This window comes from Bacillus pseudomycoides DSM 12442 (genome assembly GCF_000161455.1).
Classification (GTDB): Bacteria; Bacillota; Bacilli; order Bacillales; family Bacillaceae_G; genus Bacillus_A; species Bacillus_A pseudomycoides.
Genome location: NZ_CM000745.1, coordinates 2,206,544 through 2,218,710, shown reverse-complemented (window position 1 = coordinate 2,218,710; position 12,167 = coordinate 2,206,544). Strand labels below are relative to the sequence as shown.

The window sequence follows — 12,167 nt, the reverse complement described above, 5'->3', positions numbered from 1 at the left end:
TTACTTACTATNTTTTTGTTTCTAGATCTAATCACTATTCAAGTGCACCAGCTACATCATAATGACTTAAATCCAATTCTATCGGTTGGTCAAGAGCAAGTTTTGCAAGTTCTGAACCTAAGTATGGACCTGCTGTTAATCCAGAAGCACCTAGGCCGTTCGCAACTAGTATACCTTTAAAATTAGGTAACGGACCAATGACTGGAAGAAAACCTGGTGTAAATGGTCTAAAACCAACTCTTGTTTCCAGCATCGTACTATTTTCTAACCCTGGTGCCACAGACAATGCTTTATCAAATACTTCATGCAAACCACCAGCTGTAACACGATAATCAAGACCAGTATCATTTTCATGTGTTGCACCTACAACTACACGGCCATCTTCAAAAGTTAAAATATATTGATCGTTTGGCGGCATAACAACTGGCCAATTTTCAGTATTCGTATTCGGCATATGTAAATGAACAATTTGTGCTTTTTGGAAGGTCACAAGAAAGTTAACACCAAGAGGTTTTAACAACTCATTTGCCCATGCTCCTGCGGTAACAATTACTTGATCTGCCGTTACTGTTTCACCATTTACATGAACACCTTTAACATAATTGTTTTCATGAATTAAAACAGCATCTCCCTTTATAAAGGTAGCACCATGTTTTTTCGCAGCATTTACAAGAGATTGACGAAGTGCTCGTCCATTTACCCGAGCAGCACCGCTTATATGCACAGCTCCATATTCTTCCGATAACGGCGGGAATAATTTTTTTGTTTCCTCTGGTGATAGACGAGTGATTTCGCCAATTTCAGGAGCATCCTCACGTCGTTTATATGCTCGCTCCTCCATTTGATCTAACTTTTTATCATCTGTATGTAAGCTAATAGCACCTACTCGATTATAACCTGTATCTATTTCACCATCTTCTTCTAATTGCTGGATTAAAGAAGCGTAATATCTCGCTCCACCTTTCGCGATTTTATACCAAGCTTTGTTACGCCGTTGTGAAAGCCATGGACATACAATTCCTGCTGCTGCATCCGTTGCTTGTCCTAAATCCTGGCGATCAACCAAAGTAACACGAGCTCCCTCTTTAGCGAGATGATAAGCAGTAGACGCCCCTAAAATTCCAGCTCCAACTACAATATACGATTTCATTTCAAACACCTTTTCTTATTCATTCTTTTATATTCTATTTACTGCACGAGAGCTCTACACATTTTATGTGCTGTAAAAAGCCACTCTCATAAATTCTGAATCATATTCAGTATACTTGAAGGAGATGTTTTTTCAACTTTTCTCTTCTATTAATTGTGTCATCATTATGTATTTTGATATCGAAAACGGAAGTTCATAAAAAAACATATTCTTGATGAGATCAAGAATATGTTTTACATCTTAAAATTAGACTTACGGTACCTATAACTACACTTTAAAAAAATTCCACTCTTTTTGAATATCCTAGTTTTACTATTAAATCTTCTTTATTTCTTCTTTCTGCGGAATAAATCAATTGATTTATAACCTTGTGAAAGGATTTCAACCATTTGCTGCGCACGCTTTTCACGTGTCTGTTGCTGTTTTGCTAAGAATATGTGGCGTGCCCAATCTTTTTGATAGCCTGGTGTTAAACTTTGATAAAACTGAAGTTCATTTGGGTGTTTAGCTAATAATACTTCTACATCTTTAATATTCTCTACATAATCAGAAACACATTGACTGGCAGCAGATGTCTTTTTAACTTTCTTTTTTTCGCATTTCAAACCAACGACAGTAAAGACATCATCCATACTTACCATCCGTGCGAACTTAATATCACTATTGCCTACATATCCATCTTCTCCAACGTTCATTGCTGGGAATATTTCATCTCTGTGAATAAAAGTTTCATAACGAGTGTTACCTTTTTTGGGATAAGCAAAAAATAAATAACCTTTTTCGAGTAATATTTGCTTATTAATAATAAGTTGCGTGTACTTCACCATCTCATCAATTGTTTCTACAAAAATGAAAATAGCATCATGATCTTTAGATAACTTAATTGCGTGTTCAGTAAAAAGGGCATAATCGCTTGGTTGATTAATCACTGCCATATTACTATATTTACTAAGGTTCAATTTATCGATAACGGACATAGTAGACTCCTTTTTTATTCATTGTTACTTTTATCGTACCTATATTACCATAAAAGAGAATGACCTTGCTGTGCAAACCAAACCATTTATTTACCATGACGCTTTTACATTAAGGATCATACTATTTCTATTTTGAATGCAAAGGTAAGGTTTACATTTCAATGTTAAATATATCATGTAAGAGCTTCTTATAGTGATTCTCTGTAATTACACTTTTCCTTTTTTGGCCATTCATTACTTGAGTCAAACTATCTTTCGTCAAAGAGACATATCCAGAATGCGTAAGTTTTACTGCAATCGGCCCTTTATTAAAACTAGAATTCTCATCTTCTATGACTTTTCTTTGAACTTCATTTAAAGTTGTTTCATCAATAGGATCCGTACGAAAAGCATGACATACTTTCCATTCTATCTTTTCATGTGGGTCATGCCACGAATGAGTGTCTCGTCTTTCTAAAATATAAGTTCCTTTATCTGTATCTTTTCTCCTAACACGATATTCGCCATTTTTTGAAGTAACAGTCTCACCAGTAAACGGTACAAGTGTGAGAGGTACAAGTGAAGCAATTCCTACATCAGCTAAATACGATACTGAATCATAATTTAAAATGATTGTAATATGGCTTTCTTCAAGAGCCCATACATTTAAATCACTTTTATAAACTGTGCCTAATGCTAACTTCACATCGAATCCACAATCTTTTAATAAGTAATATAGAATAGAATTCATTTCATAGCAAAGCCCACCTCGTGAACTCATTAGTATTTTCTTTTGTAAATTCTCTTTAGAAATTTCTTTCGTATTACCTGTTACGATATCTAAATTCTCAAACGGAATTTCATACGCAATTGCGCTAATTATTTTGTTCAAGTCCTCAAATCTCACAGTCTGTTGTTTCTTTAGGTTTAACCTTGCAAAAAACTGATCTTGTAACTCTGTCATATAAAGCACCCCTTCAATATTTAGAGTGAATGTATTATATGCTAATTTTAAAAGCTATGAAGAGCATCAACAATGTTCATTTACAATAACTGTACCGGTACAAAATTCCTGATTTTTAATAAAAAGAAGTAGATACCGATGTTTGAAACACCAGCATCTACTTCTTTTCATTTTATTTTAATGTGTTTTGAACAACAAGGTCCGGAAATATTGATTCCATAACCATAAAGGTGTATGAATATCACTTGGAGTAAACACACTTCCTATTAACACTTAATCCCACGCTACAGCCACAACTTGACTGCTATCAATTGTAGATAATTCTCTACTTATACATAGATAACAATTACAAACTTATGTAATCAACTCTTCATATAACAATGTAAAGAATTACCCTTTTCATTCATTTTTCATGCGTATCTATGTACATTTTTTTATTTATTAGTTATATTATGGTTATTGAATGATTACGAAAATAAATCTATCGCTTATAAAAACGTTTGTATTTTTTATATCCATAACAACACTACAAAATGTATGAAAATCCATTTGTCAAATGAATTCTACACGGAAGGAGGCTTGTAGTTCGTTCATCAGGATATAAAAAAACAGTTTTCTTTTTAGATAACTGCTAAAAAATACAGGAGGCGACACGATGTTTCGTACGATTTCAAACTTTATGAGAGTAGCTGAGATAAGAAGGAAAATCTTTTTTACACTTGCGATGTTAATTGTTTTTCGAATTGGCACGTTTATACCAGTTCCTCATACTAACGCAGAGGTATTAAAAGTACAAGATCAAGCCAATGTTTTAGGTATGCTTAATGTATTTGGCGGAGGAGCCTTACAACACTTCTCAATCTTTGCTGTAGGTATCACACCATATATTACAGCCTCCATTATTGTACAGTTGTTACAGATGGATGTTGTACCTAAATTTACAGAGTGGGCAAAGCAAGGGGAAATGGGCCGTAAAAAATCAGCTCAGTTTACCCGATACTTTACAATCATTCTCGCATTTATTCAAGCCATTGGAATGTCTATTGGCTTTAACAATATAGCAGGCGGGCAACTAATTTCTAATCCAGGATGGACTACGTATTTATTTATCGCTACAGTGCTAACTGCCGGTACTGCATTTTTACTTTGGTTAGGTGAACAAATTACTGCAAACGGCGTAGGTAACGGAATTTCAATGCTTATCTTTGCAGGACTTGTTGCAGCGATTCCAAATGTCGTAAATCAAATTTATTTACAACAATTCCAAAATGCTGGAGATCAACTCTTTATGCATATTGTAAAAGTAGTATTGATTGGACTCATTATTTTAGCGATCGTTGTTGGTGTTATTTACATCCAACAGGCAATTCGTAAAATACCTATTCAATATGCAAAAGCTGTTTCAGGGAATAATCAATATCAAGGGGCAAAAAATACACATTTACCGCTTAAAGTAAACAGTGCGGGTGTAATTCCTGTTATTTTTGCTTCTGCATTTCTAATGACACCACGGACCATTGCGCAGTTATTCCCTAACTCTGATATGTCTAAATGGTTAAGTACAAATCTGGACTTTACACATCCAGTTGGAATGATCCTTTACGTTGGACTCATTATTGCTTTCACATACTTCTATGCATTTGTTCAAGTAAATCCTGAACAAATGGCCGAAAACTTGAAAAAGCAAAATGGCTACGTTCCAGGTATTCGACCAGGGAAATCGACAGAGCAATATGTAACAAAAATTTTGTATCGCTTAACGTTTATTGGTGCAATTTTCTTAGGTGCTATTTCAATTTTACCAATTGTATTTACGAAAGTGGCTACTTTACCACCTTCTGCTCAAATTGGTGGTACAAGTTTACTCATCATTGTAGGGGTAGCGTTAGAAACAATGAAGACACTAGAAAGCCAGCTTGTGAAGCGTCACTATAAAGGGTTTATAAAGAAAGTAAACTAATATTTTTACATACAAATTAGGCATAATGAAACCCTCTCGTTTTCTATATGAGAGGGTTTTTATTTATGTAACTTTGAAAAACAACAGTATACATATAAAAAAACATTTAATTACATATCAATTCCATTGTCATAAACACACTATTTTATTCTTCTATTTCACAACTGAAATACAATCATGTTACATTTCTTTTTTCAATAATCTCCCCTGTTTAAAGTACACTCCAAGTGTAGAGCGATTTGCTAAAAATACACCCATCAAGATGAGACACGCTCCGATTCCCATTACTGGATTAATTGGTTCTCCTAAAAATACGTATCCTGTAATAACAGCAATTAATGGAGATACATACAGCCAAGTTGATGGGAATACTGGATTGGTCTTTGACAAGAGCCAATAATATAAACCATGCCCACCAATTGACCCTACAAAGATAAGATATAGAATGGGCCATTGTACACTCCAAGATGTTAATATATCGAGATTTGGCTGTTCTATAAAAATAGAACTAATCAGAAGAAAAAGTCCACCGTAAAACATTTGGATTCCGTTAATGAGAAACGGCGATACTTTTGGCAGATCTGAAAGTATTTCTTTTGAATGGATGGAACCTATGCCATAAAATAATTCGCCGACTAATATGACAAGGCAAGCGATACTCCATATAAAAGTGAGTTGTTGGTGCATCCCTGGTAAGGAGATACAAACAACTCCAATAAGCGCTATGATTAGAGCGAGAAATTGCTCCCGTTGTAGTTTTGTTTTATTTCTCTTCGATTGTAATAACAAAATCATCATTGGCCCTGTTGCAGAAAGAACAGCTGCTAAACCCGAAGAAATATACTGTTCAGCCCAATATAATGTTGCAAATGTCATAAAGGTTAAACAAAAACCAACATATATAATTCGTTTTGAAAGTAGGTATGGTATAATACCTTTCCGTTTTAAGGTAAATATGATGATTAGAATAACACCTGCTAAAAAGAAACGGATTCCCGCCGAGAATAATGGTGGTGCCCCCGCTTCAATCCCAATTTTTATCGTTAAAAATGTTGTGCCGAAAATCATACAAATTAAAATATAATTAAAAATGACCATTATGTTTCCTCCTTTTGTTTTTTAAGATGAGTATAGAGGAAACAGTGTATAACAGTATATCAACGTATATAACAGTTGGATAAATCTATAGTTGCTCCTACATATGTTTTTAGATTTAATTAAATTAAAAAGAAACTCAGGTGAGATCATGAAAATTGTACTACGCAAAGAGTCTAATATACCATTCTATCAACAAATTTATATGCAAGTTGTTGAGCGGATTCAAAGTGGAATGTTATTACATGGTGATTCCTTACCTTCTTTACGTACTATAGCAGATGATTTGAAAATAAGTATATTAACCGTTCGTAAAGCCTATAAACAGCTGGAAACAAAAGGTTATGTACAAATTAAACAAGGAAAAGGTGTGTATATACATAAACATGAACATCGGAAGCATCAGCCTACGCCGTATGATTGGCAACATACGAAATCAATCAATGTCATGCGATCTCAATATGTAATGAATCAACATAGGAAATATTATGATTTTTCACAGGCCATTCTTTATCCTCGTCTTTTACCTAATCCATTTCTTTCGGATGAAATGCAAAAAATAATAGACAAAGATCAAATGATATTAGCAACTTATGGACCAGTTCAAGGAGATGAAGAGCTTCGAATAGAAATTGCAAGATACTTAAAAGATTATCAAAGACTAGCTGTAGATCCTTCTAATTTATTAATTACAAGTGGCGCCCAGCAAGGAATTGATTTAATCGCTCAAACATTGTTACAACCAGGTGATACAGTTATAATAGAGAGCCCGTGCTACGGTGCAGCAATTGATGTATTTATAAACAAAGGGGTTAAAATCATACCAATTGAGCTTGATGAACAAGGAATTCGCTCTGATTTAATCGATGAAGTTTGTCAAAAACAGAGACCCGTTTTAGTATATGTGAATCCTACTTTTCAAAACCCTACAGGTACTATAATGAGTAGCCAAAGGAGAAATGAACTTGTAGAACTAGCAGAACTGTATCATTTTTTTATAATTGAAGATGATTCTTTTGGGGAAATATATTTTGATGAAGTTATAATTCCACCTCCACTTAAAACCTTTGATACAAATGGTCACGTTATATATTTAAAAGGATTCAGTAAAACATTAGCGCCAGGCCTTCGTATTGCAGCATTAGCTGTAGAAGGACCTATTTTTGAATGGTTATATGCTGTGAAAGCTTCGATGGATATAGGAAGTCCGTTACTAACACAAAAGGCACTTCTTCCATTTTTACGAGCAGAAAGAATGAAAAATCTTTTAGAAAAATTACGCACCGCATTACAACTAAGACGCGATACAACACTAGAAATATTAACTTCTCTAACAGGGGAAATTCATTTTCAAAAACCTCTAGGTGGTTTTAATTTATGGATTACACTTCCAGATTCAATCAATGCTTTTATGTTACTTAAAAAAGCGAATGAAGCGAACGTTTCTTTTCTACCAGGAACGGCTTGTTTTTTGAATCATGAATCAAAATATAACTATTTACGAATTAGTTATTCTATGTTAAATGAAAAAGACATGTTGATTGGATTAAAAAGATTTCATAACGTATTGCTAAACTCCCTAAAACAACAAAAAATAGTTAATATATCTCCATATTAACTACTTTTTCAGGTTGTATTGGTGCAATATCTTTTCTAACATTTCGCAAGTAACTGGTTGTGCTCCAGCTGTTAGTTGATAACCAACGCGACCGTTCGGTTCCGCCGTTGCTTGTTGTAATGTTTTAATATCATGAATTCCTTGTTCTCTTAAATACATCAGCAGTTGCTGTTCTGTCATTTTCGTACGTCTCAAATTATTTTTCAAAATTTCTCCATTTTCAACAATAACAATGCTATTACCATTTAAAAATTGTTCCATCCCTCTTGATTTCATTTCTACATAATGAATAATAAATAAAACACCTGAAAATATACAAGCAGCAAGGATAGACGGTCCTACTTTTCTACTTAGCACTGGTTCTACAATAATACGCCCAATAGAGACAACGATAATAATTTCAGCTCTTGTCATCTGATTAATTGATTTACTTCCGGTTAATTTTAAAGCGAGGATACCCGTAACAATTAAAATTATGCTTTCAAAAAAAATATTCATCAACAATCCATTCCTTTAATGCTAATTTATGAATAACATTACCATTAATTAAATTCTTTATTGTTCACACAGTTCCTAAAAACTAAAAACAAGTATATACTAGCACTCCCTAGCATGTACTTGTTTTTAGTTATTCTAGTCAATCCTTACTAGATTTTTTAAAATTCCAAAAGAGATTTTCAATTTGTGCCTTCTCTTGCTCTACTCCATAAAACAAAAGAAGCGGATGTTCTCTTTTTATTTGGTACAATTCCCAAGAATGACATAGGGAATTTTTCTTTTTTTTCATTTAAATAATTTTGTGAACGATGAATATATATTTATAATCCAAGTAATAAGAGACTGAAATGTATATGTATTCTTATCAATAATCACACTTGTTAGACTACCTATAACAGCACTCCCGATTATGTCAAATGGATAATGATGTCCTACCCAAATACGTGAAAAACCTGTCAAAACTGCTAATAACCACATAATAGAGCCAATTAAACGTTCACGAAGTAAAACGGAAGTCGCTACAGCAAAAGCTAAGGCAGTATGTTTACTTGGAAATGAGGAATTACTCTTTGATGGGATAAGCAAACGAATTCGATGGAAAATAAAAGGACGAGGTTTAAAATAAAAAAGTTGGATGATACGGTTTATAAATAAAGTAACTCCTGCTGAAATTCCTGCATACAAAATAATTTTTTTGTAGAAATTGTTTCTAAACCACATAAATATTAATATGAAAAGGTATAGATAACGCGTCTTCTGTGAAAGAAAAACCATTATCGCATCCATAGTAGTTCCTCGTCCAGCAAGACGATTTATAACCTTAAACAGCATATAATTCATTATAAATGTTCTCCTTTATTTCTGAAATGATATATAAAGTCCATTAACTAATAAAAAATGGAAAACAGTTTATGACTGAATTGCCTAGGTGGCAATTGTTCACCAATGAATTTAAAATGGTCCCCACAAACTATAAACCATCCCTCCAACAATGAACACTAAACCTAGAAATAACACTATAAAAGCGAGAATTGATTTTTTATTATCTTCCATGAACTTTACCTCCTTAAAAATTATTGGTTCTATATAAATTTCCCCACAACAAAAACCTTTAGTCATAATTATGGCTAAAGGTTTTTGTCATCATACTTATAAGGAATAAAAATATGGAATTATAACCTGTAAGAACAGACTATATACAGTTAAGAAAGATTAAAACCTTTTTATTTGCCCTCGAATTTCTCCGTTTGGGTGGTTTTCCGTATGAGCGTTTACATACGAATTGCCGATTTCCATCTTTCTTGCTAGTTCTAACAAGGACATACCTTGTAAAGGACCAGTAAGGTCACTTTCTACAATTATTCCCGTTACCACTCCTCTATTGACACTAATACCACGCGTTACTGGTCCAAAAAGAAATGCGACAACCTGACCATTTTCGCCTCGCGTCCCTAGATGAATGTGAACAGCAGTCAATATTTCTATATCATTAAGCACCAATTTAAATCGAAGTCCTGTAAAATCAGTATTAAATCTAAATAGTACTAAACCGCAAGCATCTGTTTTTACAAGAGGCACTTTTTCTCGCCCTGTTAATCTAGTTAAAAAACATTTAGACAAAGTATAGTTCACTTCCCTATTCATTAAATAATGTATTTTATTCATTTGATAGAAAACAGCTTGCACGTTTTTACTATAAATAGATTTATCGCTTTTAGATGTACAACGATAACTACATTTTCTTGGGTTAATGGAATCTTATCAATGTTTTTTCTTAATGCATTTATCAAAATAGCACGAAATATTAATAAAAAAGAGTCCATCTCAATTCCACAAATCTATGCATTTTTTGTTCAATGATGTCTTTGGTTCATACGATACATTTCTCTTCCGCTCAAATTCGCTTTATGCTAAGCTGCACTTTTACAAAAATAAATCATATAGTGACTTTAACAATCCCTAATCTAATAAAGTAGGTGAAGACTATGCCCTCTGTTGTCGGAAATCTTGTTGTTCAAAATAGTAACGGTTCTTTTAACTTAGGTGATTTCTATAATGTTTCTCCGAAAGAGAATACAAAAGCCTATAATGGTTCAGGATCATCTAATGTTGCTTTTGTAACTAATACCTTTAACGGTGTGAGTGCAACGAATACATTTGATTCTGATGTTGCAGATCAAAATCAAGTTGGAACAGCTTAATTTTATTAAGAGTAATAAAATCAGTTTTATAAATTGTACACAGCACCAATTGGAATTGTTGAAAAATATATCCCATTCTGAGTCATATACGTAGGATAATAATATTGTACAGACGGATAGTCAAAATGCATACCTTGCATCTGCATTGTTTGTACCTGCGCTTGTAATGCCTGCTGAACAGATTGAAGTGTACCTTGTGCTGAAGTATATGTTACAGCAGGAACTCGAATTTCATTGTTAAAATATGGAACATTCATATTCATTCAACTCCCTCTTATATAATCATCCACACACTGTTTTATATATTATGGATATGAGTTTTAAAAAGTTCTAAAGCGTAACAATATTTAACAACCTTTTGTCCACCGTTGGAAGGAATGAAGATGCAGCAAAAATTTTTATACAAACGAAAATGAAGACTAAGAACCGATATATACATGGTTCTTAGTCTTCATTTCATTTTATACAATACTCATTGTCCTTTTAAAACATTCTCTTCAAAATATTTTCCCCAATCAGGTTGTCTTCCATCAATATCTTTAAATCCATATTCTCTCGCTAACCCCCAAGAACTAAGGGCTTTTCCTGTTTTATTATGAACGTTCGAATCACTTGCTAAAGCAGCGATTGCTCTACCAATAAAGAAAGGTGTTTCAGATGCGATAAAGTGTGGATCTTTCTTTGCACCTTCTTGCCAATTTTCTTCTGTTACACCAAATAAATCTAACATTGCTTCCGAACGGAGAAATCCAGGGCTTACCGCAACAGCAGTAATATGATGTTCCTCTAAATCTTTCGCCATTGCTTCTGCCAAATGGATGGTTGAGATTTTTGCTAAGCTATAATATAGGTTACCACGGTACTGATAATCGACACCATCTGTAATTTCAATTACAAGTCCCTTCTTATTGTTCACCATTAGGGGGGTACTATAGTAACTTGTCATCATGTGTGAATGGACAGCACGTTGTTGCATAAGTAATCCATTATGTAAGTCATGTTCCCAAAATGGTTTTCCCCATTCAGTAAGCGGATCTCCGCCCCAAACATCATTTACTAAAATATCAAGTTTGCCGTTTTGTTCATCTTGAATTTTTGTAAATAATGCTTTAATATCCTCTTCCACTGTGTGATCTACACGTACGGAAATCCCCTTTCCTCCTTGTTTTGTAACAAGCTCTGCTGTTTCTTCAATCGTTTCTGTTCTTCCCATTGATGATAAATTACCCTTTGTACTTCTTCCTGTTACATACACAGTTGCTCCTGCTTCACCAAGCATCATTGCAATACCTCTTCCAGCACCACGCGTTGCACCAGCTACAACTGCGACTTTTCCTTGTAATGGTTTCATATACAATTCTCCTTAATGTTTATTTTCCAGTCTAATTAATTTAGGTACATGCTCTCTATCATACTTTTTTGTATATATTTCCTCATCCGGAGTAACAAATTGTAGCGTAATCTTACCACAAACACCAGTGTAAAATTCGAACTCACCTTGTGAATTTGAAATAGCAAGTTCTTTATTTACGATTGAGTCTGCATAAACTTTAACATTCGATATAGAAAGGTTGTTGCCATCTACAATAACTGACTTTATATGAATAGCAACCCCTTTACAATTTTCACTTCCTTTATTATACATAACCATTACTATCACTCCGGTTCCTACGATAATACATATCAACAAGGCTATTATGTTTTTCTTCATAATAAACCTCCTAT

The 12,167-nt window shown here is 33.7% G+C and carries 13 protein-coding genes; 3 read left to right on the top strand and 10 right to left on the bottom strand.

Going from position 1 to position 12,167, the window contains the following annotated elements; translation table 11 throughout:
• Positions 1–34 precede the first annotated feature (34 nt).
• The 3 genes from BPMYX0001_RS11010 to BPMYX0001_RS11000 form a co-directional block, all read right to left on the bottom strand.
• Positions 35–1,150 (bottom strand): NAD(P)/FAD-dependent oxidoreductase, encoded by a 1,116-nt coding sequence (locus tag BPMYX0001_RS11010; RefSeq protein ID WP_033798886.1) that lies wholly within the window; start codon positions 1,148–1,150, stop codon positions 35–37.
• A gap of 326 nt (positions 1,151–1,476) precedes the next feature.
• Positions 1,477–2,127, bottom strand: a complete 651-nt coding sequence (locus BPMYX0001_RS11005; RefSeq protein ID WP_033798885.1) for a YdeI/OmpD-associated family protein — start codon at positions 2,125–2,127, stop codon at positions 1,477–1,479.
• Between the two features lie 151 nt (positions 2,128–2,278).
• Positions 2,279–3,070, bottom strand: coding sequence for an arylamine N-acetyltransferase family protein (locus tag BPMYX0001_RS11000; protein ID WP_006094929.1), 792 nt, complete (start codon positions 3,068–3,070; stop codon positions 2,279–2,281).
• Positions 3,071–3,725: 655 nt separating this feature from the next.
• Here BPMYX0001_RS11000 and secY point away from each other — a divergent pair.
• Positions 3,726–5,030: a preprotein translocase subunit SecY gene (secY, locus tag BPMYX0001_RS10995; RefSeq protein WP_006094928.1), complete on the top strand. Its 1,305-nt coding sequence runs from the start codon at positions 3,726–3,728 to the stop codon at positions 5,028–5,030.
• A 180-nt stretch (positions 5,031–5,210) separates the two neighbouring features.
• On the opposite strand, the gene BPMYX0001_RS10990 is transcribed toward secY, so the two are convergent.
• The gene (locus tag BPMYX0001_RS10990) at positions 5,211–6,128 is read right to left on the bottom strand and encodes a DMT family transporter (RefSeq protein ID WP_006094927.1); all 918 of its coding nucleotides are present in this window, start codon (positions 6,126–6,128) and stop codon (positions 5,211–5,213) included.
• Between the two features lie 148 nt (positions 6,129–6,276).
• Here BPMYX0001_RS10990 and pdxR point away from each other — a divergent pair, with 148 nt between their 5' ends.
• Positions 6,277–7,743, top strand: a complete 1,467-nt coding sequence (pdxR, locus tag BPMYX0001_RS10985; RefSeq protein ID WP_033798884.1) for a MocR-like pyridoxine biosynthesis transcription factor PdxR — start codon at positions 6,277–6,279, stop codon at positions 7,741–7,743.
• Here pdxR and BPMYX0001_RS10980 read toward each other — a convergent pair whose 3' ends face one another.
• The 3 genes from BPMYX0001_RS10980 to BPMYX0001_RS10970 all read right to left on the bottom strand — a co-directional run bounded on the left by BPMYX0001_RS10980 (position 7,744) and on the right by BPMYX0001_RS10970 (position 9,906).
• Positions 7,744–8,241, bottom strand: a complete 498-nt coding sequence (locus tag BPMYX0001_RS10980) for a DUF421 domain-containing protein (RefSeq protein WP_006094925.1) — start codon at positions 8,239–8,241, stop codon at positions 7,744–7,746.
• 285 nt (positions 8,242–8,526) lie between these two features.
• The gene (locus BPMYX0001_RS10975; protein ID WP_003197858.1) at positions 8,527–9,081 is read right to left on the bottom strand and encodes an undecaprenyl-diphosphatase; all 555 of its coding nucleotides are present in this window, start codon (positions 9,079–9,081) and stop codon (positions 8,527–8,529) included.
• Positions 9,082–9,453: 372 nt separating this feature from the next.
• Positions 9,454–9,906, bottom strand: a complete 453-nt coding sequence (locus BPMYX0001_RS10970) for a CHRD domain-containing protein (protein ID WP_006094924.1) — start codon at positions 9,904–9,906, stop codon at positions 9,454–9,456.
• Between the two features lie 320 nt (positions 9,907–10,226).
• On the opposite strand from BPMYX0001_RS10970, the gene BPMYX0001_RS10965 reads away from it, so the two are divergent.
• Positions 10,227–10,442, top strand: coding sequence for a spore germination protein (locus tag BPMYX0001_RS10965; RefSeq protein WP_003207198.1), 216 nt, complete (start codon positions 10,227–10,229; stop codon positions 10,440–10,442).
• A gap of 26 nt (positions 10,443–10,468) precedes the next feature.
• On the opposite strand, the gene BPMYX0001_RS10960 is transcribed toward BPMYX0001_RS10965, so the two are convergent.
• The 3 genes from BPMYX0001_RS10960 to BPMYX0001_RS10950 form a co-directional block, all read right to left on the bottom strand.
• Positions 10,469–10,705: a DUF3947 family protein gene (locus BPMYX0001_RS10960; RefSeq protein ID WP_006094922.1), complete on the bottom strand. Its 237-nt coding sequence runs from the start codon at positions 10,703–10,705 to the stop codon at positions 10,469–10,471.
• Positions 10,706–10,914: 209 nt separating this feature from the next.
• Positions 10,915–11,793 (bottom strand): SDR family oxidoreductase, encoded by an 879-nt coding sequence (locus tag BPMYX0001_RS10955; protein WP_006094921.1) that lies wholly within the window; start codon positions 11,791–11,793, stop codon positions 10,915–10,917.
• Positions 11,794–11,805: 12 nt separating this feature from the next.
• The gene (locus BPMYX0001_RS10950) at positions 11,806–12,153 is read right to left on the bottom strand and encodes a hypothetical protein (protein WP_033798882.1); all 348 of its coding nucleotides are present in this window, start codon (positions 12,151–12,153) and stop codon (positions 11,806–11,808) included.
• Between the last annotated feature and the right edge of the window lie 14 nt (positions 12,154–12,167).

What these genes read in the sequence shown, in the direction of transcription:
- pdxR (WP_033798884.1), top strand. Translation starts at nt 6,277, where the DNA reads ATGAAAATTGTACTACGCAAAGAGTCTAATATACCATTCTATCAACAA.
- BPMYX0001_RS10980 (WP_006094925.1), bottom strand. Translation starts at nt 8,241, where the DNA reads ATGAATATTTTTTTTGAAAGCATAATTTTAATTGTTACGGGTATCCTC.
- BPMYX0001_RS10955 (WP_006094921.1), bottom strand. Translation starts at nt 11,793, where the DNA reads ATGAAACCATTACAAGGAAAAGTCGCAGTTGTAGCTGGTGCAACGCGT.
- BPMYX0001_RS11010 (WP_033798886.1), bottom strand. Translation starts at nt 1,150, where the DNA reads ATGAAATCGTATATTGTAGTTGGAGCTGGAATTTTAGGGGCGTCTACT.
- BPMYX0001_RS10970 (WP_006094924.1), bottom strand. Translation starts at nt 9,906, where the DNA reads ATGAATAAAATACATTATTTAATGAATAGGGAAGTGAACTATACTTTG.
- BPMYX0001_RS10965 (WP_003207198.1), top strand. Translation starts at nt 10,227, where the DNA reads ATGCCCTCTGTTGTCGGAAATCTTGTTGTTCAAAATAGTAACGGTTCT.
- BPMYX0001_RS10960 (WP_006094922.1), bottom strand. Translation starts at nt 10,705, where the DNA reads ATGAATATGAATGTTCCATATTTTAACAATGAAATTCGAGTTCCTGCT.
- BPMYX0001_RS10950 (WP_033798882.1), bottom strand. Translation starts at nt 12,153, where the DNA reads ATGAAGAAAAACATAATAGCCTTGTTGATATGTATTATCGTAGGAACC.
- BPMYX0001_RS11000 (WP_006094929.1), bottom strand. Translation starts at nt 3,070, where the DNA reads ATGACAGAGTTACAAGATCAGTTTTTTGCAAGGTTAAACCTAAAGAAA.
- BPMYX0001_RS10990 (WP_006094927.1), bottom strand. Translation starts at nt 6,128, where the DNA reads ATGGTCATTTTTAATTATATTTTAATTTGTATGATTTTCGGCACAACA.
- BPMYX0001_RS11005 (WP_033798885.1), bottom strand. Translation starts at nt 2,127, where the DNA reads ATGTCCGTTATCGATAAATTGAACCTTAGTAAATATAGTAATATGGCA.
- BPMYX0001_RS10975 (WP_003197858.1), bottom strand. Translation starts at nt 9,081, where the DNA reads ATGAATTATATGCTGTTTAAGGTTATAAATCGTCTTGCTGGACGAGGA.
- secY (WP_006094928.1), top strand. Translation starts at nt 3,726, where the DNA reads ATGTTTCGTACGATTTCAAACTTTATGAGAGTAGCTGAGATAAGAAGG.